The following is a 22,781-nucleotide window of genomic DNA, read 5'->3' as shown; positions in this document are numbered from 1 at the left end:
ACTATCTCATGTACAGGCTGCCACTACCATGGAGATATTCCATACTTTACAGAAGAAAAATGAAAACGGCAACATTTTTGAATATTGCCGTTCATCACCTCTATAAAGAAGATGGTCTTTAAAAAGGCCTTCCGCCAGATGCGAAAGACCTTTTTTATATCAGACAGATTGATAAATGGCATTTTATTGGCGATATGCAGCCAGCTTGTTATTCAATTCGCGGGTCTGGCCGTAAACTTCCTGATAGAGGTTGAATAGACCATCATAGATTGCCGTTTGTTTCGGATCTGGTTTATATACATCAGCAGGACGGATAAACGCTTCTGCACATTCCGCAAGGGATGTGAACCATCCGCTTCCATAAGCCGCCAGCATAGCTGCTCCCATTGCCGGACCCTGTTCACTTTCCAGCTTCACGATGGATGCATTGAAAATATCAGCCTGCATTTGCAGCCAAGCCTCATTTTTAGCTCCACCACCAATTGCAATGATCTCTGTAATCTCTTTGCCTGACTCACGTACAATCTCAATGGATTCACGCAGTGAGAAGGTAATGCCTTCTAATACTGCACGTGTAAAATGCGTCAACGTATGCCCTGAATCCATACCAATAAAGCTTCCGCGAATATTCGCATCTGGATGTGGTGTACGTTCTCCTACAATATAAGGTGTGAATAACAGGCCGCCGCTGCCAGCTGGAATAGAGGAAACTCCGCTTAACAGCTCATCAAAGCTTTTGTCCGCCGCAAAGGTTTCTTTGAACCACGTAAGGCTATGACCAGCAGCTAGTGTAACCCCCATAATATAGTAGGCATCTTTTTCACCATGGTTAAAGAAATGGACTTTGCCTTCGAGATTCAAATCTTTATTGCTTTCATAAGAAAGAACTACACCAGATGTACCAATACTGCACATGGTCCGGCCTTCTCCCAATACACCCGCTCCGAGCGCGCCACAAGCATTATCTGCACCACCAGCAAATACCTTTGTTGAAGATAAAAGACCTGACGCTTCAGCAATGTCCGGCAATAAAGTTCCAGTCTGTTCAAAGGATTCTACCAATCTAGGACAAAGAGAAAGCGGAAGTTCAAAAGCCTCTGCGATTTCTGCACTCCATTCTTTAGAACCTACATCCAATAGCAACGTTCCGGCAGCATCGGAGTAATCCATTGCATAATCACCCGTCAACCGATAACGAACATAATCTTTTGGCAGCAGGAACTGATGCGCCTGTGATAATACTTCTGGTTCATTCTCTTGAACCCACAGAATCTTAGGCAGTGTAAAACCTTCCAATGCTTTGTTTCTGGCGATATCGATCAACTTCGTTCCAAGCGTCTTCTCAATCTTACGGCATTGTGCAGTAGTACGGGTATCATTCCAAAGAATAGCTGGACGCAGCACTTGCCCTTCTTTATCTACTAGTACCAATCCGTGCATTTGTCCGGAGAAACTTAGACCGTCTACTTGAGACGGGTCTATGCCTGATACTTCAATCAGACGGCGCAGGCTGACCAGCGTGCCCTTTACCCAATCTTCAGGATTTTGCTCACTCCAGTTCGGTTGGGGTCTGCTTAGCGGGTAGGACTCGGAATGCTCAAAAGCCACCTTCCCCTGCGGGTCCACTAGAACAGTCTTCACTGCACTAGTCCCCAAATCAACACCTATAACGTATTTCATTTTTGACCTCCTAAAAGTTTTGTTAGCATAGACTTCATTGAATTACTTCGAGCAAAACTTACTTCGTAAGCATCTTGCTTAGTTTTTACTACAAAAAGGGGGCTGCCGAAGAATGCTCTCTTCAGCAACCCCCGTTGCATTTGTTCAAACTCGACTCAAAGCCTAAGCTTCAAGCTCCCTATAAGGACTACTCAGCCAAGATGTATTGGTTAAGGGTAGCTCTCAGGTATTCTTGACGTCCGGATTGGTTAGGACGTGGGTTCTCATTGTTCAAAGCATATTCAGCCAAAGAAGCCAATGTTGCTTTACCGGAAACGATGTCTGCACCAACGCCTTCTGTGAAGCTGCTGTAGCGTTTGTCAATGAAATCTTCGAATACGCGATCTTCGATCAATTTAGCAGCAACTTTCAAGCCTTTTGCGTAAGTATCCATACCAGCGATGTGTGCCAAGAACAGATCTTGTGGCTCGAAGGAAGGACGACGTACTTTAGCGTCGAAGTTAATTCCGCCTTTGCCAAGACCGTCATTCTTCAATACTTCATAAAGAGTAAGTGTTGCATCGTAGATGTTTACTGGGAATTCATCAGTATCCCAACCAAGCAGTGTATCCCCTTGGTTAGCGTCAAGTGATCCAAGCATGCCATTAATACGAGCTACACGAAGTTCATGTTCAAAAGTATGACCTGCAAGCGTAGCGTGGTTAGCTTCAAGGTTCAGCTTGAAGTGCTTGTCGAGGTTGTATTTTTGTAAGAACGAAATTGTTGTTGCTGCATCGAAATCATATTGATGTTTAGTAGGCTCTTTTGGTTTAGGTTCGATCAGGAATTGACCATCAAAACCAATTTCCTTAGCGTAATCTACAGCCATGCTGAACAGACGTGCAATGTTATCTTGTTCAAGACCCATATCTGTATTCAGCAATTCTTCGTAACCTTCACGGCCGCCCCAGAATACATAGTTGCTTGCGCCCAGACGTTTACCAACTTCCAGACCTTTCTTCACTTGTGCTGCTGCATGTGCGAAAACATCAGCGTTAGGTGTAGAACCTGCACCGTGCATATAACGCGGGTTAGTGAACATATTAGCTGTATTCCACAGCAATTTCTTGCCGGAAGTCTTCATACCTTGTTCAAGGATATCAACAATAGTGTCGATGTTGCTGTAGAACTCACGCAAAGATGCGCCTTCTGGTGCGATATCTACATCATGGAAGCAGAAGTAAGGCAGATCCATCTTGTCCATAAATTCGAATGCTGCTTCAGCGCGAGCTTTAGCTTTATCAAGACCACTCAATTTGTCCCAGCTGCGAATTGCAGTTTCAGCGCCAAACGGATCAGAACCGCCAGCAGTTAATGTATGCCAATAAGCCATTGCAAATTTCAGATGTTCCTCCATAGTTTTGCCGGCTACGACTTCTTTAGGATTGTAGAATTTAAATGCATAAGGGTTGGTGGAACGGCTTCCCTCGTAAGAGATTTTGTTCACTGTCTCAAAATAAGCCATTGTGTAATCCTCCTCATATTGTGCTACGCTAGCAAGCGTTTACAGCATCATCTTAACACATCTTTTTGACTTTGTATATTGGTTAAACAAAGTTTTTTTATAAAATTTCCGCCTCTTTAAGTCTCCCTTGCCTATCCGTTTAATATTCAAAAAATCCAACAAACATAGATTTCCTCTTTTCTGCCGATGTATTGCAATTTCCAGCACATCACTCTAGACTAAGTGGCATACAACAAAAGGGAACTATGCTAAAAAGGATGTGTGATTCGTGAAGGTTACCGGAGATCAGGCGCTGGTCAAAAAAATCAATAAATCGATCGTACTACATACTATTCGAAGGAACTCTCCGCTCTCGCGCGCCAAGGTTTCAGAGATGACCGGACTGAATAAAGCTACCGTATCCAATCTGGTGGCTGAGCTATGCGCTCAAGAATTAGTGACTGAAGTTGGACCAGGTCAATCCAGTGGCGGACGAAAGCCGCTAATGCTGCATTTTAACAGCATGGCCGGCAGTGTAATCGGTATAGAGCTACGGGTGAAGCAACTGACAGCCGTCTTATGTGATTTAAGTGGTGGCATTCTTTTCGAAAGCGATTTCTCCCTGGACAATCATGCTCTGCCTTATGTACTGGAACGGATGAAAAAAACAATTTCAGACTTGATTGATAAAGCACCTGAATCCCCATACGGTATCGTCGGCATCGGAGTAGGTGTCCCCGGGATGGTGGATGAGAACGGGGTTGTTCTTTTTGCTCCCAACCTTGGCTGGGAAATGGTCGACCTGCGGGGTATTTTGGAGGCGGAATTCGCGGTTCCAGTCACTATTGATAACGAAGCTAACGCAGGTGCACAAGGTGAACTGAACTTTGGGGCGGCAAAAGATGTTAGACATCTGCTCTATATCAGTGCGGGTTCAGGGATCGGATCCGGTATTATTATTGGCGGAGAGCTGTACAAAGGTGCAAGAGGATATGCCGGCGAGACCGGACATATGACGATTGAAGCACAAGGCAAGCCGTGCAGTTGTGGGAGCCGTGGCTGTTGGGAGCTATATGCCTCGGAGAAAACCTATGACCATTCCGAGTTCTCCCTCCCTGCTCATACCACACAAGAACTGGTCCGTTATGCAGCCGCTGGACAAGAAGACGCCTTGCACCACTTCTCATCTATAGGTGAATATCTCGGCATCGGAGTAACGAATCTAATCAATAGCTTTAATCCAGAGCTGATTGTCATCGGTGGAGCCTTATCCGAAGCAGAAGCCTGGTTAGGGGAGCCCCTTCGCCGGGTTGTAGCCGAGCGTACACTTCCTTATCATAAGCAGCAGCTCGAGATTACCTTCTCCAAGCTGGGCAGCCGAGGCACGATGATAGGCGCGGGGTTCTCTGCAGTTATGCATTTTCTAGGCGATATTCGGGTGACCGTTTAATGTAGTCTAATGGACAACGTTTTGCGGGACAGTTTCACGGGTGAAATTCAAGAGCGGATAGAATTGACGTAAAATTGCCGCATTTAGGTGGATCAAAAGTGCAGTAAAAGCAACTTAAATCCTATATAATAAAGGATAAGTTAGTGTGACATTTATCACTACAACCCCTTTTTTGAAATGGAGAGCGAGTCCATGACCTATGTTGATACGTCTGATATCTCGGCACAGATGTTCATCACTGTGTTGCTTTTTCTGCTCATTATTGCCCCTTTGATCAGTCTCGGTGTGCTCCGTTTTTTTCAAGCCAAAAAGAAATCAGGGTTCATTCTGATCGGCAGCGGTGTTGCTGTATACGTCCTATTTCAGATCATTACCTCTTTCACTCAAGCTTAAATTGAACTTTGCGATTTACATCATAAAAAATAGCCTCCGCATATTAGCGTCAGGCTATTTTTGTATACTTAGACCACAAAAAGATCACCTCCAAAATGGAAGCGACCTTTTGCAATTTCCTCACAGAAATATATTTAATTAAACAGTCGCCAATGCTTTGTCGAACTGAGTTTTATTCATCCCCACGATTTTGTGCTCACCAATTACAGTTACAGGAACAGCTCTCATTCCCATATCCCAAACCTGCTGCGCGTAATCATCATTCTGCTCAATATTACGCTCTTCATAGGCTACGCCTTTTTCACTCAAAAAGCTCTTCACCTGACGGCAATGTGGACAATTTGTTGATGTATATACAATTACATTTTCCATCATTAGACCTCCTATGGAAGATTACAGTTATGTTACAGAATAACCGCGCTATGTTCCAGACTTTCAATGTATTTCTCAGCATCCATAGCTGCCATACATCCACTGCCTGCTGCTGTAATTGCTTGTCTATAACGGGTATCCTGCACATCACCACAAGCGAATACGCCTGGGATATTAGTTTCAGAAGTACCTGGGTTAGTCATGATATAACCTTCAGTATTAGTTGTGATTTGTCCACCCAAAAATGCAGTGTTAGGATGGTGGCCAATCGCCACAAACACTCCGCTTGCTTCAATGATTTCTTCTTGTCCGGTCTCATTGTTCAGCACTTTTAGTCCACTCACGCCTTTGTCTCCAGAAGTTACTTCCAGAGGAGTACGATTCAGGCTCCAAGCTACTTTAACATTATCGCGAACGCGATCCTGCATGATCTTGGAAGCACGTAGCTCTTCACGACGGTGTACCAGCGTTACTTTGGAGGCAAAACGAGTCAAGAAACCCGCTTCCTCAAGCGCAGAATCTCCACCGCCAACAACCACGATCTCTTTATTACGGAAGAAAAATCCATCACAGGTAGCACAGGTGCTCACACCGCGTCCCACATTATCCTGCTCGCCTGGGATACCGAGGTATTTTGCCGTAGCGCCAGTCGAAATGATCAGGGTATCCGTCGTAAGAACACCCAATCCTTCAACATTAAGCTTAAAAGGACGCTCTCCAAGTTCTACACTGTTCACCCAACCCGTACGGAATTCCGCACCAAAACGTTCAGCTTGTTTACGCATATTATCCATTAAGTCTGGACCCATAATTCCATCAGGAAATCCCGGGAAATTCTCCACTTCTGTAGTGGTGGTCAATTGTCCGCCAGGCTGAGGCCCTTCGATTACTAGTGGGTTCAAATTGGCACGAGCCAAGTAGATAGCAGCAGTCAACCCCGCCGGTCCGGTTCCAACAATTATTGATTTATACATATCTATATCCTCCTTGAGTTAGACGGCAGTGACGTCACTTCTTATTTAAAATAATTATAATGTAGTCTTAATTATGCTAACTGAAAGCAAAAATGTCAATAAGCCAGACTCCCTCAGGGAAAAATCATTTGTGAACAATTTAATTTTTGGCAATAAATAATACACACTAACATCACTGACCTCTTACCGCAACAATCGCAGCCCATTAAGAATAACCAATATCGTACTGCCTTCATGACCGATCACGCCAAAAGGAAGGGCGATGCCCTGCACAAAGTTACTGATCATCAGAACCGCGATTACTGTTACAGCAAAAATCATATTTTGCTTCACAATACGCTGTGAGCGCCGTGCCAATGAAATGGTCGAGGCGATCTCTTCAATATTATCATTCATAAGCACTACATCGGCGATCTCAAGCGCTGCACCACTGCCTTTCATGCCCATTCCCATACCAACAGTCGCTGTAGCCAGAGCAGGCGCATCATTCACACCGTCACCCACCATCACAACATTACCGTGCTCTTCACGAAGCGCCTTAATATGCTTTACTTTATCCTCTGGTAAAAGGTCGGCAAATACTAAATCTACTCCGGTTGAAGCCGCAATAACTTTTGCTGTAGCTTCCCGGTCACCCGTAAGCATAGCCACTTTAATCCCCAGCTCCTGCAGCTTCCGCACTGCGGCTTCTGCTTGTGGGCGAACTGTATCCTGCAATGCAATCATACCTGCAATATGCTCACCGTCCAAAATAATGGAGACAGTCTTCCCCTCTTCCGCCAACTGCTGCCGTTTAGTTCTCCAGAATGCAAGCTCAGAGTTCATCGCAGATGAAATCAGCTCATCCAGTAAATTGGACTTTCCAATTTTCCAGAGATGCCCGTCAACTTGACCTTCAATTCCCCAGCCAGTGATGGTTTTACTTTCCTGCACTCCCCGCAGCTCCAGATATTCTTCCTCAGCTTTACGCACAATGGCTTCCGCCAATGGATGGCGTGACATATGCTCAATGGATGCGCTAATCGCCAGTAATTCTTCCCGGTTGTAGCCTTCAGCTGCAATAAAGTCTGTCACCTGCGGAGTTCCCTCTGTAAGGGTCCCTGTCTTATCAAAAGCTACAACAGAGGTCCGGGCCATATTTTCGAGGTGGACCCCACCTTTAAATAAAATCCCTTTTCGCGCACTTTTGGAAATGGCCGACAGCATCGCAGGCATAATCGATGAGACCAACGCACAAGGCGAGGCTACTACAAGAAAAACCATCGCTTTATAAAAGGTTGCGCTCCAGCTCCAGTCCAGCAAAAAGGGTGGAAGGAAAATAAGAGCCACAGTCGAGGCAACGACTACCCGTGCATAGATGGCTTCCAGTCTTTTAATGAATCGCTGTGAGTTTGGAACATCCGTCTCTGCTTCTTCTACCATCTTAATGATCTTGGAAAAAAGTGTGTTCTCTGCTGATTTCGTTACTTCAATATAAAGTGGGCCTTCTCCATTGACCGTACCTGCGAATACCTCGCTGCCAGCACATTTTTCAACAGGCACTGACTCTCCTGTAATGGAAGCCTGATCTACTGCCGATTCTCCTCTGTACACCTTACCATCTGCAGGAATAAGATCCCCTGGACGTACAAGCAACAGATCTCCAATTACTAACTGATCGATAGCTACCTCGTTCATGCTTCCTTTTTCAATCCGCATGGCTGTGGCAGGTTTCAAGGCCATAAGTGAGGAAATATCCTTCTTACTCCGTTCCATCGTATAGCTCTCTAGTGCTCCACTAAGCGCAAAAATAAAGATGAGCATAGCACCTTCATTCCAGTACCCAATGGTAGCTGCGCCTAGTGCGGCCGCAATCATCAGCAGGTTCACATCGAGATCACGTTCTTTGACGAGCGTCTCAACGCCTTCTTTGGCTTTGTTCCAGCCACCAATGGTATACGAAATAACATAAAGTACTATAGAGAAAACTTCTGACCAGCTGCCCATAACCCAAGCAAAAAGCATAAGCACTCCGCTGCCAAGCGCAGCCTGCATCTCGGAGTTGCTGAGCATGGCTCTCAGATCGAACCGGCGTTTTGGAGCGCCTGGTTTCTTCATGCTGCCGGAGATTGAGGTTTGCTGGGGTAAATGTTTTGATGTTGCTTGCATAATAATCACCATCCTGAAAGTTTTGTGTAGGATTACTTCATTGACTTGCTTCGGGAGCATACGTTTTGTTTTGTCTAAATGATAATGAGAGCCATTCTTAAGACCCCTAAAATGACACATGCTGCCCCGGCTTAGCCGGGACAGCATGAATGATAACTATGAGTAGTGAGAATGATAATCATTGTTGCAACAGTACAACTATATTTCCTTAGTGCAACTTATATTTTAATAATACCACCTTGAACGAAAAAGTAAACCCTACCTTCTGGGCTATTCGTCATAAATTTAGAATAACTTTTTCCTATCTTAGCTGCGTATTTTATTTAAAAGCTCGGATAGGACTTGCTCTTCAACTGTCGTCGAATAAGCTCCACCTTCAAAAGACTTCATCGCTCCAATTCCAGCTTGGAACACAAACCGTATACGCCCTTTGCGAACCTTTTTATCCGTATACATCTTATCAATCAGCATTCTATTTGTAATGGTTGCTGGTATTTCAGTCGGAAGTCCCGCCTTCTTCAACAAAGCAATCACACGCTGAGTTTGGTCAGCCGTTACATACCCCAACTGCTCTGCCAGCTGCACCTGAACCGCGAGTCCAATCGCAATAGCCTCACCATGTAATAATTCATAACCACTTAAAGCCTCTAACGCCCGGCCAGCAGTATGCCCCAGATTTAGAATTTGGCGCAGGTTGCTCTCCAGTTCATCCTTTTCCACCACGCTATACTTGATCTCACAATTATGAAAAGCAATCCGTTCGCAAACCTCTCGATCTAATACAAGTTCGCCATCTGAGGAGACCACTCGCTCCATATTCTGTTCAAGAAACTCAAAAAAGTCAGCATCCGCGATGCAGGCATGTTTGATTGTTTCAGCCAAACCACTACGAAGCTCACGTACCGGAAGCGTTTTCCAAGTGGCTAGGTCGATGTAGACCTTTTTAGGCTGATGAAAAACACCAATTAGATTGGTTGCAACCGGTGTATTCACGCCCGTTTTACCACCAATAGAAGCATCCGCTGCTGCTAAAAGGGTAGTTGCATAGTTCAAACTTGGCACTCCCCGACCAAATGTTCCAGCCAAAAAACCTGCCAAATCCGTTACCGCTCCACCTCCGATGGCAAGGATACAGCAATCTCGTCCGTAAGAACGGCTTAATAGCCGGTCCTCCAGCTGTGCCTTCGTTTCTCGGGTTTTAGACTTCTCTCCAGCAGGGAAAGAAAATAACTCCGCTTGAAAATCATTCTGATGCAGTTGTTCCAGCAAGGCTTGTCCATACAGGGCTTCAACTTTTGAATCTGTAATAATCGCGAATTTGCTTACATTCTCGACAATTCCATGTTTCAAATCCTCGATCAGAGCGCCAAAAAGACCTTCCCCAATCTCAATATCGTAAGAATGATCTACGACCTTTTGCAGGCCAACTCTAAAATTTGTAGACATCTACAGCACCCCTATTCAGCAAGATGCTAATAAAATTCGAGCCTCCACTCTCATTATCCTGTTTATGTAAAATGTAAGGAGAAGCTGGAAACAAATGCGGAGGTTCCAAAACTAATGTTGTCTGTAGCTATTGGTGATAGTACAGAGGATCGGTGCAGATTAGTTTGAGTGCGGGGTTGAGTACGGAGGTTGAGCGCAAAGTATGAATACGACACGAGTGATGAACGTATGATGCAAGTTGCTCGCGTATGTTGCTACTATCGGACTCAGCTGACCCTAATCGCTGATTTTAAACACATTTGGTATTCTAACGGACTCCATTGCAGCTATTGACCTGAAAAGAACTAAATATGTACCTCTTCCTAACGAATAGTGTCTCTGGTGTCCGAAACCATGCTTAAAAAGCTAAAATCAGGCAAATAGCGTCATCTGGGTCCTTAAGCATCGGGGGGCGGAGGAGTGCGGAGGTTGAGTTCAGAGTTTGAATGCAAAGCATGAGTGCAAATTAGTTTAAGTGCGGTGGTTGGGCACAGGGTGGGAGTGCGGAGGTTGCATCCAAAAGCATGAGTGCCAGATTAGTTTAAGAACGGAGGTTGGGCACAGGGTGGGAGTACGGAGGTTGAGTGCAGAGGTTGAGTACGGAGGTTGAGTTCAAAGTATGAGTACGACACGATTGATGAGCGTATGATGCAAGTTGCTCGCGTATGTTGCTATTATCGGACTCAGCTGACCCTAATCGCTGATTTTAAACACATTTGGTATTCTAACGGACTCCATTGCAGCTATTGACCTGAAAAGCACCAAATATGTACCTCTTCCTAACGAATAGTGTCTCTGGTGTCCGAAACCATGCTTAAAAAGCTAAAATCAAGCAAATAGCGTCATCTGGGTCCTTAAGCATCAGGGGGCGGAGGTTGAGTACAGTATTGAGCACGGAGGTTGAGTATAGTGATTGAGTAAAGGGATATATGTACGCTGTTGAAGCAGGCAGCTAACGACCAAAAAAACAAAGCAACGATTCTCCGATAACCGGATAATCGCTGCTCTGAAGTCTTTTTTCGATTCTTATATGAACTGCACCGTATCGTTCATCAGAAAAAGCTTACTGCCTTCCCCCGGCGGCAGTATCCAGCGTTTCTCGCTGCCTGGCGATCCAGATCAGGCAGGCCGCTCTCAGCAGCGCTTCGGTCCGCTGACCGGCGCTGCAAAAGATCCCGCTGAGCCCGATCTGATACAGATCGGCCAAAGCCGACGCCGCCGGTGTCCCCGCGGCGAGCACCACCGCCGCCGGCTTCACGCTCGTCACGGCGGCAAAGATCTTCCCCGCCGCCAGGGCGAATTCCTCCGCGGCGGTCTCTTCCGGCGCGTGCTCGCCCGCCGCGCCGTCCAGCACTAGGAAATCGGCGATACGCGCGATTTCCGCAGCGGCGGCAGGCTCCACATCGGGCGCGATCAGCGCCCCGATGCGGCATGCCGCCGCATAAGCGTGGCCGAGTGTCTGATCGGCCACGTCTTCGATGAATTCGCGCTTTGCAGCGAATTCGGCTGCACTTGCGGTGTAGGCGACCAGCAGGTCAAGGCGGCAATCGCCGCCTTGCCGCTGGCTCTCCGCCACCGCAGCGAACAGCGCTTCGAGCTGCGCGTCCTGAAGCGCGGCAAGCTTGGCGGGCTGCGCCACCGCAAGCGACTCTGGATGCAGCAGGGTGACCGCTGCCCATTCGCCATCCGGCGATTCGAGCAGCTCGGCAACAGCTGCACGCAGACGATAAGAGATTCGCTGCAGAATACGCGCTGTTTGGAGTTCATCCTCGCTAGATAACCAGTTCTCATAAAGACAGAACAGCTCTGGTTCCAGCAGCCATTCCTCACTCCGTATCAAACACGGGCCCGCTTGAACAGTCCTTGTTCCTTCCCGTCCAGCAAGACGTTCTTCTCTTCCTTCACGCAGCACTAGGAATGTCGATGGTTCCCCCGGCCGCTTAAAATAAGACCGCTTCAAAGGCTCAATGACATCCCTCTGCTCTACTCCAGCGATAAATTCTGCGGCAGCGGAGGCTACGGATCCAGCTTGGCTCATTTCCATTCCCACAGTCCGATCACCAGCCTTATACATGAACTTGAACGGGCGCTCTTCACTACTCCGCAAACCATCCTGCTGACGTTCACCCTTCATCCTCGCACCCACCCTTTATCTTTGGATTGCTGCCGGTATGCCAAGCTATATAACATAAGCGACCGACATTTCATTTACCTACCTCACTTATAAATACGGGAGCCACACCTGAAATATGCAAGCGTTGCCAAATCCGATGAATATTCCAACTTTTTTAGGCAACAAAAAAAGCATTACCGCAGAGCAGTAATGCTTTTCGAAATATAAACTTCTATTGTTGACTGGCAGCGATAGCTTGCTCCAGATCATAGATAATATCATCAATGGACTCCGTCCCGATCGACAAACGCAGCAATTCCGGCGTTACTCCGGCTGTGATTTGCTCCTCATCCGACAGCTGTGCATGAGTTGTGCTCGCTGGGTGGATGATCAATGACTTGGAATCCCCAACATTCGCTAAATGAGAGAACAGCTTCACATTCTCAATCAGCTTACGTCCCGCAGCACTTCCACCTTTAATACCAAAAGTAAGGATCGCACCTTGGCCTTTAGGCAAATACTTTTGCGCTAATTCATGAGATGGATGCGTAGGAAGTCCCGAATAACTTACCCATTCCACATCTGAATGTGCCTCCAAATATTGCGCTACCTTCAGCGCATTCTGGCTATGACGTTCCATCCGCAAATGAAGAGTCTCCAGACCTTGCAGCAGCATCCAAGAGTTGAACGGTGAAATCGCCGCCCCTAAATCGCGAAGCAATTGAACGCGGGCTTTAATAATATAAGCAATCGGGCCCACCGCTTCCGTATAAACCACTCCATGATAGCTTGGATCTGGCTCCGTAAGACCTGGGAATTTACCGCTTGCCTTCCAATCAAATTTACCGCCGTCAACAATAATCCCGCCAATGGATGTACCATGTCCACCGATGAATTTGGTTGCCGAATGGACAACAATGTCCGCGCCATGCTCAATCGGACGCAATAAATATGGACTTGGGAACGTATTGTCTACGATGAGAGGAATCCCATGTTCATGGGCGATCGCTGCAACTGCCGCAATATCCAGAACATTTCCCTGTGGGTTGCCGATTGTTTCTGCATACAAGGCTTTGGTCTTATCTGTAATCGCAGCACGGAAGTTCTCAGGATTATCCGAATCTACGAAATGTACCTTAATACCAAGCTTAGGCAGTGTTGTCGAGAATAGATTATAAGTTCCGCCATATAGACTTGCTGCAGATACAATTTCATCCCCAGCGCCCGCAATATTTAGAATGGAAAAGGAAATAGCCGCTGCCCCGGAAGCTGTAGCAAGCGCACCTGCCCCGCCCTCAAGTGCTGCCACACGCTGTTCAAATACATCCGTAGTTGGGTTCATCAGCCGAGTATAAATATTACCGAATTCTTTAAGCGCGAACAGATCCGCTGCATGATCAGCATCACGGAACCCGTAGGAAGTGGTCTGATAAAGCGGTACAGCACGTGAGAAAGTAGTTGGATCAATTTCCTGGCCTGCATGGACAGCCAAAGTTTCAAACGACAGCTTGCGATCTTCTGACATAGGTATTTCCTCCCCTATAATTAAGTATAGAAATGATTAACAACTTTGAATTGTACCCATTCTCTCACAAACCACGTCATTTGAAAAGAAAAAAATCTCATTATTCCGGTGTGAATTATTGTACTTTGGTCAAATGCTTCTGCTAGTGTCCTCTACCTACTGGATAACGCTTTCAATATAAATTAATAAAAACCTCAACCTTATGTATAAAACACAATCGCTAATCAAGCTGATCGGTTAATAGCTTGAATCAGGACAGCGGCGAATGAGCTTGTCCTCCTCACTCGCCGCTTCCGATTCAGCCCTTCGGCTTAGTAATTGCTTTGGCTTGTTTCGCCTTTAGCAATCGCTACACCACCACTAGTTCCAATACGGCTTGCACCTGCTTGTACCATTACATGTGCATCTTCTGCACTACGTACACCACCGGAAGCTTTTACACCGATATTAGGTCCAACTGTAGCACGCATAAGCGCGATATCTTCTTTCGTTGCCCCGCCTGTAGAGAATCCAGTGGATGTTTTTACGTAATCTGCTCCGGCCTCAACAGATAGCTTGCAGGCACGAACTTTTTCTTCTTCCGTTAACAGACAAGCCTCAATGATGACTTTTGTCAGGGCTTTGCCGTGCGCTGCATCTACAACAGCTGCAATATCACGTTTAACCAGCTCATCGTTACCATCTTTTAATGCTCCGATATTGATGACCATATCCACCTCGCCTGCACCTTTAGCGATAGCATCGGTAGTCTCGAATGCTTTGCTCTCTGTTGTCGATGACCCCAGCGGAAAGCCGATTACTGTACATACTTTAACCTCAGGCGTATCTTTCAGCACTTCATGGGCAGTAGCTACCCAAGCAGGGTTTACGCAAACAGAAGCAAACTTATAAGTTTTAGCTTCCTCCGCCAATTTAATAATGTCTTCTTTCCGTGCATCTGCTTTAAGTAGTGTATGATCAATGATCCCCGATAGTGTAATTTCGCTCATTTTTATTATTCCTCCATGATTTGGATAGTAGTTTTTTCATCTCTGTAATCATACCAATAGAACTGTGCTTTGCAAAGCAAACAGGGTGGGCATGCCTACCTCAAACCTTAATTTGTGCAGATTTTATGGATTTTAAGTAGTTTATCATTCCCTAAATTATCTTTTTAAAAAAATAAAGGTTTAATCCCCTAAACTTTCCCAATTAAAAATACGATAATAGTCTTAGATAAATAGGTTTTTTTATCCTATTCATCAAAATTTTTCTTAGATAAAACTTAGGAGGAGATTAATCAAAAATGGGAAACTTCAATTTCGCCACAAATGCTGCAGATCAAAAACTGAATGTACAAGTGGAAGGAACTATGTCGCCAGAAGATGCAGGACGTTTCATTAATGAGTACAACCAAATCATAAGTGCATTCGACCCGAAACAATATGAGATCATCCTAGATTGCAAGACATTGAATGTATCCTCAAAGGACACACTTCCCATGCTTGAGCAATGCTACATACTGTACAAACAATCCGGATTTAAAAAAGTAACCTTTATTATTGCCAAAAGCCCTGTCCTAAAAATGCAGTTAAGCCGAGTGGCACGGGCAACGAAATTAGAAAATTACGAAATTATTGAAGCATAGGAGGCGCCACTTGGGACATATAGCGATTCGCCAAGCTGCTTATTACCACCCAGAGCATATCGTAGATAACGAATATTATCTGAAGCATTTTCAGAGTATGGGCAAGGACATCAAACGATTCCTAGAAGTCATGGGTCGCGACCGGAGATACATCGTAAAAGAACAGGGTGAAAATGCTCTGACGATGGGATTAAAGGCTGCCCAAAAAGTGCTTAGCGAAGCGAATTTGCAAGGTGAAGATATGGACATGATCATGTTCGCTTCACAGACGCCAGAGTACACCTATCCTACCAATGCACTTCTCCTACACCGTATGCTTCAAGGTAAACACCGGACCATTACGCAGGATTCCAATGCTAACTGCGCAGGAATGGTCTCCGCCGTGGAGCAGACAAGTCGTTATATGCAAGCCAATCCCAGCATCAGGTACGCACTTGTTGTAGGAAGCGACTACAGCTCAGTGAACTGCAATACAGATGATGAAATTACTTACCCTAACTTTGGGGACGCCGCAGCAGCAGTGATTCTAGAGCGTAGCAGTGAGCATGCAGGCTTCATAGATTCCCTTTATTACACCGATTCTGAAGGCTCCGAGAATATTATGTTCCCGGCCTGCGGCCTGTCGAATATTTATCAAGAGGGTATGACCCCAGAGCAGATTCGGATACGGTGGACCCCTTTTGACGGTACAGTGTGTGTGGATGCGGCTATAGCGGATATGAAGGAGCTTCTCTCACGCAACGGTCTGACTACGGATGATATCTCTGCATTCTGCCTTTCACAATTCTCACTGAAAAATATCGAGCTCATCCAAATCGGACTTGGGCTAACCGCAGAAAAGTTCATTTATGTAGGCGACGAGTTCGGCTACACAGCCACAAGCAGTCCTTTTATCGCCTTTCAACGCGGAGTCGAGGACGGACGAATCAAACGTGGCGATTATGTCTTCTTTTGGTCAGTTGGCGCTGGCTGGCAAATTCCTACGATGCTTTATCAATATTAATAGCATAAAAAGCCCTACTTCTATAGAAGTAGGGCTTTTTCATCAGAGGAAATAAATCAGAAACCCAATAATGGATTATTTAGTCAGAGATTGAACATCCACAAAAGGTGTGGCTCCCCCTGTTACAGATGGCAACACGCCGTTCCATTTTTCCAGCGCTTTCTCCTGAACTTCAATTTGCTTCAGCTGCACCAGCTCAGGTGTAACCTCTTGCTTCTTAAGTCTTAAAGATTCAGCCTCTGCTTGCGCCTGGGCGATTTTTTGCTTCGCTTCAATCTCAATCCGCCGGAGATCATTTTCGGCCTTCAGCGCCTGCTGCTGGGCGACCTGCTTTGCTTCAATCGACTGGTTAAATGCCTCCGAGAATTTAAAGTTAACGATGTTAATATCGTTGACGATCAGGTCATATTTTGCCAGCCTAGCGGTTAAGTGCTCACTAATCTCACTAGACACTACATCACGACGCGTAATCAAATCCTCTGCTGGATATTTGGCTGTCACTTCTTTAACGATTTCTTGAATGGCCGGATTGATAATTACACTATCAAAATTACCTCCGATATTGTTCATCAGATTAAAGGCGGAAGCCTTATTTACGGAATAGTTCACCGCCACATGTGTGGACACGGGCTGAAGATCTTTTGAAGAGGCTGAAGTATCGGTCTCCGCCTTCGTTACCTGTGTATTGACCTGAATCACCGTCTGAATAAATGGAATTTTAAAATGAATGCCGGGTGACAATGTATTGTCATTTAATTTACCAAAGGTTTTGTATAAACCTACATGCCCATATTCCACAGATACAAAAGAGTTCGCGCCGATCAACAATACAATAAGCACCGCTGCAATACCGGTGACTATTTTTCCCGGATGCAGCTGTTTCAATTTCGGATTCATTTGCATATTCATCCAATACCCCTCCTAGATTATGGATAATCATTCAAGCTTAACCGTCTATACGGAGGTTTAGGGTAAATGGTCGCAGGAAATATTTCAACAGCAGTGGTCATGGCGTTACCGCTCTGGGATCAGTCCTTCTACGGTCAACCGGAATTTCTTGCTCTGCTTGTCCCCGATGTTAGAAGCTTCATATATTCCTTCATCCGTTAGCACCACGGAGTCCGCCTTTAAAGCATCATTAACAAAAGTTATCTCAGCGTGATCAACATTCCAGCGGTAAATATAGGCACTCATCGGATTTCCATGTGCGGCTACACCCTCAAAAGATCCATCCTGATCAACATCCAGCTCTTTGGAATGTCCGGTATCAATTTGCAGCAAACCCGAGGGGTTACCGCTCTCGTCGATTAAATAATAGTTACTGAGCGAGTTATTTGCTCCTAGTCCCCCGGTGATTTTCAACACCTTTTCGCTAAATAGCCGCACTACTTCTACCTTCATATCCTCCGGTTGACGATAATTATAAGTTCCTATCGCCCCTAGACTGTATTGTCCTTTGGAAGTAGAAGTTCTGGCATACACATAGTCTTCGTCACTAGCCATCGTATACACACTCACTTTGACTCCTCCAAAATCCTCCAGCTTCTTCTCTGTAATCAAAGTAGCGCCTGTGGGTGGAGCACTTAGTTGAGAGACTATGGGCATTGTATCCACCAGGTTCCACTCCAGCTTAATGAGGTTAGCAGCGGTGTTTGTTGGCTTCGGTCTTGAGGTGTGGTAGTCGTTAGCCGATTGAGCGGGGGATGGGTCCACCTGATGTTGGCAACCTGCCAGTAGATTCATTAGAAGCAAGGCTGTCAGCGTAACGGATTTATGTAAAGGAAACATCCTTGATCACTTCCTAACCTCTTTTTAAAAATAAATCTTTCACTAATCATAGATGAAGTTAGGCATTCAAATGTTACTTTTAGGAGGCGGGAGGGTTAATTTATTGTCTTTTGAAGACCTACTTCGATCAAAAAAATTAAATTGGCATACAAAAAACCCGCATCAAATGCGGGTTAAGGTTAGCTATCCAGAATCAAGAGCCTAGCAGTTCACGCGCCAGTAGCCGGTAAACCTCTAGCCGTTTCTCCTGCGAATGTGGGATGCTGCATATCATTGCTTCTTGGAATCCATATTGTGCTTGTTCTTCTTGCAAACGTACGGCGATGTCTTTAACCGCACCAACTAAATGAATCTTGCGCCCTTCCTTGATTGACATCCGGTCAATTTCCGATAGCGAAATGTTCTGAGCTTCTTTTGGTGTCAGCACCTGAGTAATCCGGCCCTTACTCATCATCAACCGAAAAATATCCTGCGGTAATGCTTCATACTCAGCTTCTTCCTTCGTTTCTGCTGTGGTCACCATATAGGATACACTGATCTCTGGTTTGTCCATAAAGATAGAAGGCTGGTAGTTATTCCGGTAATGGTCCAAGATCTCATTACTCATCGCACCATTAAAAAATTGTGCGAAGGAGTATCCGACTCCCATTTGTGCAGCTTTTCGCGCACTATTGCCGCTCGAGCCTAACAACCATACTTCAGGGAGCGCCACCTTCGTTGGAGCAGCGAGATTTTTGGCATATAGCTCATCTTCCGGAATCTGATCACTAAGCAGCTGCATGGTAATGCCAAGCTTGTCATACATATTATGCAGCATTAACTCACGGCCTTCAGATAAAGCGTACATGGCGCTTGTATCGCCACCAGGAGCTCGTCCCACACCAAAATCAATTCTCCCCGGGGAAAAAGCACTTAACGTTTTAAATACTTCAGCCAGCTTAAGCGGAGAATAATGCATCATCATTACACCGCCGGTGCCGATTCGAATACGGTTGGTCTTGGCGGCTAAACGGGCAGCCGTTACTTCCGGAGCTGAGCTAGCAAATGTATTTCCGCCATGGTGCTCTGCCATCCACATTCTGCTATATCCCAGCTCATCTGCTAAAATAGCGAGTTCTTCTGCTTTATTCAGGGCACCTTCCGCAGTGTTGCCGCTTGTCACGGGTGCCTGATCCAATACGCTTAATCTCATGCGAATACATCCCTTCTTTGGTTAGATGACCATTTTATTACTGACCCATTCCTCTAAGACTGCAATCTTATCTTTAAAGCGTTCACCATGCATTTCCTCCGACAACGAAGCAATAGTCTCCCGCTTTAATACGGCTTTCCAAGAGGATTCAGCTTCTTCCATCAGATTCGATAACAGGCAGCAGCTGTCTTCTTTTTCTAAATCCAACATATCTACCAGAATACCATTCGATGAATACAGCGACTGCTGGCCTTCCACCGCGAGGTAAACGTCATATACACGAATATCTTCAGGGCTTTTCTTTAATTTAAAACCGCCTTTAATGCCGGGAACAGACGTGATGATGTCTGCGGTTACCAGCTTTCTTAACAGTTTCTGAAAATAGGTCGCCGATGCTCCGAGCTGCTGGCTAATCGCTTCCCCAGACAACACCGCCTTATCCGGCAGCATGTTGAGTAGAACCAGTGCATATACCGACTGCTCTACCCCTGTTTTCATATGCATGTACAGCACCTCGATTTACGTAAATAGTTTGATTCAAACTGTAGATAATACCATCCGCGTATAAAGCGGATAAACATTATCCACTTTATATTTTATATTATTTTAAACCCAAAGTAAAACCTTGCTGGCCTTTCTTTCAGTTAATATCTGCTATAAAAAAAAGATCGCGCATATAGCGCAATCTTTTTTCATATGGATAATCCCACCCGCTGAACCAGCTGTGAGCTCTGGTCATTAAGTCCGGTAATGGTGACTTTTTTGCCATGCTCGGCGTATTTGCTCATCGTCTTCGCTATGGCATGGACAGCGGATTGGTCCCACACATGGGAGTGTGAAAAATCGATAATAATATGATCCGGATCGCTATCGTAGGCGAATTCATGAATGAAGTGGCTTGTCGTGCCGAAGAACAACTGGCCGGATACCGCATATGTTTTGGAAGAGGTTGCTTCCTGAACAGTTAGGCGGATCGAAGCTATTTTCCAAGCAAACGTTAAAGCACTTAGCAGAACTCCAAACAAAACCCCAATAGAAAGGTTGTCCGTAACCACCACAGTGACCACCGTCACAATCATAACCAGCGCATCGCTTAGCGGAACACGGGTTAAAGTTTTGAGTGAGCCCCATTCAAAGGTGCTGATACAGACCATTATCATTACGCCGACGAGCGCACCCATCGGGATCTGCTTCACCACATCGCCAAGTACGATAATTAAGAATAATAAAAAGATCCCTGATACAAACGTGGACAGACGCGTGCGTCCTCCTGACTTCATGTTAACCATCGATTGGCCAATCATCGCACAGCCTGCCATCCCTCCGAAAAAACCAGTGACTACATTCGCAAGCCCCTGTCCCTTCGCCTCTCTGTTCTTATCACTACCTGTGCCCGTAATATCATCTATTAAGGTGGCAGTCATCAGGGATTCCAATAGCCCAACTACAGCCAGCGAAAGTGAATATGGCAAAATAATAAGCAGCGTATCCAGCGTAAATGGGATTTGCGGGAGATGGAATAGTGGCAAAGTTGCTGTAATATTCCCCATATCGCCTACGGTTCTTACGTCCAGATGAAGAGCGATGCTAAGAATAGAAACAATAACAATCGCTACAAGTGCTGAAGGTACGGCTTTGGTAAACCGAGGAACCGTGTAGATAATAAGCAAGGTCAGCGCTACCAGTCCGTACATCACCCAGCCTTGTCCTTTAAAATGGGTAAGCTGTGCCATAAAAATCAGTATCGCCAGCGCGTTGACAAAACCCGTCATGACCGGCTGTGGCAAAAACGTGATAAACCGCCCCAGCTTTAGCATCCCCATCAATATCTGAAACACGCCAGCCAGTACAGTTGCCGCGAACAGATACTCTATTCCATGTTCTAGTACGAGACTTCCGACTAACAGAGCCATAGCTCCCGTAGCCGCCGAGATCATTCCGGGTCTGCCTCCGGCAAGTGCCGTTACAATCGCAATGCAAAAAGAGGCATATAAACCAACCATCGGACTTACTCCCGCCAGGATCGAAAAAGCGATCGCTTCAGGAATCAGCGCAACGGCTACGGTCATCCCCGATAAAATATCGGTTCGAGTGTTAGAAAACCACCCATTATTTAAGGTAAGCTGCTTCAAAATCTATTTTCCTCCTGTGACTATTAAAATGTGTGGATCTTTTGTCAGAAAAGACCCGGGGCCGGTGCAACGCTAATGTTGCTTATTGTACTCGACCCACCTTCACCTTCACAAAAAGATTAGTTAGACTTGTAAGCGCTTATACACCTCATTTTCTAGCGAATCCTTAAAATATCATGCAAATTCTATATTTCTAGATTACCGGTACAATCCGGAAGCCTTCACTTCATTAAAGAAGGTGTTGAATTCATCAATGTTCAGCTGCTGAGCGGCATCAGACAATGCGGTTGCAGGATCAGGATGCACTTCCACCATTATGCCGTCAGCTCCAGCTGCGAGTGCGGCTTTCGCACATGGAATAAGGATGTCTTTGCGGCCTGTCGAGTGAGTTACATCAACCAATACTGGCAAATGACATTCCTGTTTGAGAATTGGCACTGCTGAGATATCAAGCGTATTGCGGGTCGCTTTTTCATAGGTACGAATTCCACGTTCAATCAGCATGATCTGTGTGTTTCCACGAGACATGATGTATTCCGCTGCATGGATGAATTCATCGAGTGTGGCAGCCAATCCACGTTTCAGCAGCACCGGCTTGTCGACTTCTCCGACCGCTTTTAGCAGCTCGAAATTATGCATATTACGTGCACCGATCTGGATGATATCCACATAATCAAGTGACTCTTCAATATGTCTTGGATCTACAATTTCGCTGATGGTCAGCAGTCCATATTCATTTGCTGCTTCTCGTAATATTCTTAAACCGTCCATTCCCAGTCCTTGGAAATCATAAGGTGAAGTCCGAGGCTTGAAGGCACCACCACGCATTACACGTACTCCGGCTTTTTGCAGGGCGGCAGCTACGGTGCGAGTCTGTAGTTCACTTTCCACGGAGCAAGGACCGGCTACCATCAGTGAAGAAGCACCGCCAACCGTTACATCTCCCGGCAGAACAATCACTGTATCCTCTTTGTGGCTCTTGCGGGCTACCAGTAAAGTTTTTTTATGATCATCTGTTTGTAAGTCCAGAGAAGCTGAGAAAATTTGTTTGAAGAGGCTACGGATCGTCCCATTAGTGAAAGGGCCTTTGTTGCTCGCTACGAGCTTATCCAGCATCTGTTTTTCCCGTTCTGGATCAAATTTAGGGACACCTTGTTTTTCTTTAACTCCTCCAATCTCCTGAACAATCTTAGCCCGCTCGGAGATCAGCTCCAGCAATTGCCCATTAATTTCATCCAGACGACCTCTAAGAACATCCAATTCCACGTTACTCATTACCCTTCCACTCCCTCTTTTTGTTATAATTTGGAACGCAAAAAGGCCCCCCGTCGCAAGGGACGAGGAGCCGTGGTACCACCCTTATTTAGAATTAACCCGAATACTAGCACAAAGGAATAGAATCTCATGTTCCCCTGA

The 22,781-nt window shown here is 45.7% G+C and carries 19 protein-coding genes; 4 read left to right on the top strand and 15 right to left on the bottom strand.

The genetic code is table 11. The annotated features are described in order from the left end of the window. Positions 1-183: 183 nt before the first annotated feature. Positions 184-1,680, bottom strand: coding sequence for a xylulokinase (gene xylB, locus MHH63_RS01105; RefSeq protein ID WP_076128710.1), 1,497 nt, complete (start codon positions 1,678-1,680; stop codon positions 184-186). 187 nt (positions 1,681-1,867) lie between these two features. After that, positions 1,868-3,184 carry a xylose isomerase gene (xylA, locus tag MHH63_RS01100; RefSeq protein WP_076128712.1) on the bottom strand — a complete coding sequence of 439 codons (1,317 nt, stop codon included), beginning with the start codon at positions 3,182-3,184 and terminating at the stop codon, positions 1,868-1,870. 268 nt (positions 3,185-3,452) lie between these two features. On the opposite strand from xylA, the gene MHH63_RS01095 reads away from it, so the two are divergent. Together MHH63_RS01095 and MHH63_RS01090 are read left to right on the top strand one after the other, a co-directional pair. Beyond that, positions 3,453-4,613 carry an ROK family transcriptional regulator gene (locus MHH63_RS01095; protein ID WP_076128714.1) on the top strand — a complete coding sequence of 387 codons (1,161 nt, stop codon included), beginning with the start codon at positions 3,453-3,455 and terminating at the stop codon, positions 4,611-4,613. A 192-nt stretch (positions 4,614-4,805) separates the two neighbouring features. Next, complete coding sequence (locus tag MHH63_RS01090) at positions 4,806-5,006, top strand: hypothetical protein (protein WP_036680251.1); 201 nt, start codon at positions 4,806-4,808, stop codon at positions 5,004-5,006. 138 nt (positions 5,007-5,144) lie between these two features. Here the strand turns inward: MHH63_RS01090 and MHH63_RS01085 are convergent, their stop codons facing one another. From MHH63_RS01085 to deoC, 7 genes are all read right to left on the bottom strand, one after another. Next, the gene (locus tag MHH63_RS01085; protein WP_076128716.1) at positions 5,145-5,378 is read right to left on the bottom strand and encodes a glutaredoxin family protein; all 234 of its coding nucleotides are present in this window, start codon (positions 5,376-5,378) and stop codon (positions 5,145-5,147) included. A gap of 32 nt (positions 5,379-5,410) precedes the next feature. After that, positions 5,411-6,352, bottom strand: a complete 942-nt coding sequence (gene trxB, locus MHH63_RS01080) for a thioredoxin-disulfide reductase (RefSeq protein WP_076128718.1) — start codon at positions 6,350-6,352, stop codon at positions 5,411-5,413. Between the two features lie 183 nt (positions 6,353-6,535). Next, complete coding sequence (locus MHH63_RS01075; RefSeq protein ID WP_076303101.1) at positions 6,536-8,500, bottom strand: heavy metal translocating P-type ATPase; 1,965 nt, start codon at positions 8,498-8,500, stop codon at positions 6,536-6,538. A 306-nt stretch (positions 8,501-8,806) separates the two neighbouring features. Then, complete coding sequence (gene aroB / locus MHH63_RS01070) at positions 8,807-9,946, bottom strand: 3-dehydroquinate synthase (protein ID WP_341171134.1); 1,140 nt, start codon at positions 9,944-9,946, stop codon at positions 8,807-8,809. Between the two features lie 1,102 nt (positions 9,947-11,048). Next, positions 11,049-12,119, bottom strand: coding sequence for a hypothetical protein (locus tag MHH63_RS01065; protein WP_076128725.1), 1,071 nt, complete (start codon positions 12,117-12,119; stop codon positions 11,049-11,051). Between the two features lie 211 nt (positions 12,120-12,330). Then, complete coding sequence (locus MHH63_RS01060) at positions 12,331-13,623, bottom strand: homocysteine synthase (protein ID WP_036680260.1); 1,293 nt, start codon at positions 13,621-13,623, stop codon at positions 12,331-12,333. A gap of 311 nt (positions 13,624-13,934) precedes the next feature. Beyond that, positions 13,935-14,612, bottom strand: coding sequence for a deoxyribose-phosphate aldolase (gene deoC / locus MHH63_RS01055; RefSeq protein WP_248549624.1), 678 nt, complete (start codon positions 14,610-14,612; stop codon positions 13,935-13,937). Between the two features lie 296 nt (positions 14,613-14,908). On the opposite strand from deoC, the gene MHH63_RS01050 reads away from it, so the two are divergent. Further along, positions 14,909-15,250, top strand: coding sequence for a hypothetical protein (locus MHH63_RS01050; protein WP_076099934.1), 342 nt, complete (start codon positions 14,909-14,911; stop codon positions 15,248-15,250). A 10-nt stretch (positions 15,251-15,260) separates the two neighbouring features. Beyond that, on the top strand, positions 15,261-16,253 hold the full coding sequence (locus MHH63_RS01045) for a ketoacyl-ACP synthase III (RefSeq protein WP_076277142.1): 993 nt from the start codon (positions 15,261-15,263) through the stop codon (positions 16,251-16,253). Between the two features lie 75 nt (positions 16,254-16,328). Here MHH63_RS01045 and MHH63_RS01040 read toward each other — a convergent pair whose 3' ends face one another. From MHH63_RS01040 to MHH63_RS01015, 6 genes are all read right to left on the bottom strand, one after another. Then, positions 16,329-17,162 carry a prohibitin family protein gene (locus MHH63_RS01040; protein WP_076185446.1) on the bottom strand — a complete coding sequence of 278 codons (834 nt, stop codon included), beginning with the start codon at positions 17,160-17,162 and terminating at the stop codon, positions 16,329-16,331. Between the two features lie 105 nt (positions 17,163-17,267). Then, the gene (locus MHH63_RS01035) at positions 17,268-18,041 is read right to left on the bottom strand and encodes a hypothetical protein (RefSeq protein WP_076185447.1); all 774 of its coding nucleotides are present in this window, start codon (positions 18,039-18,041) and stop codon (positions 17,268-17,270) included. Between the two features lie 193 nt (positions 18,042-18,234). Further along, positions 18,235-19,233, bottom strand: a complete 999-nt coding sequence (locus MHH63_RS01030; RefSeq protein WP_076185448.1) for an LLM class flavin-dependent oxidoreductase — start codon at positions 19,231-19,233, stop codon at positions 18,235-18,237. A 21-nt stretch (positions 19,234-19,254) separates the two neighbouring features. Continuing rightward, positions 19,255-19,737: an RrF2 family transcriptional regulator gene (locus tag MHH63_RS01025; protein WP_076185449.1), complete on the bottom strand. Its 483-nt coding sequence runs from the start codon at positions 19,735-19,737 to the stop codon at positions 19,255-19,257. 188 nt (positions 19,738-19,925) lie between these two features. Further along, entirely contained in the window at positions 19,926-21,368 is a 1,443-nt protein-coding gene (locus tag MHH63_RS01020) for a SulP family inorganic anion transporter (RefSeq protein WP_076185450.1), read from the bottom strand. Positions 21,369-21,563: 195 nt separating this feature from the next. Next, positions 21,564-22,640, bottom strand: a complete 1,077-nt coding sequence (locus MHH63_RS01015) for a bifunctional 3-deoxy-7-phosphoheptulonate synthase/chorismate mutase (protein ID WP_076185451.1) — start codon at positions 22,638-22,640, stop codon at positions 21,564-21,566. Positions 22,641-22,781: the final 141 nt, after the last annotated feature.

Source organism: Paenibacillus sp. FSL H3-0310 (genome assembly GCF_038002785.1).
Lineage (GTDB): Bacteria > Bacillota > Bacilli > Paenibacillales > Paenibacillaceae > Paenibacillus_AQ > Paenibacillus_AQ odorifer.
This window is presented reverse-complemented; position numbering and strand designations above follow the sequence as displayed.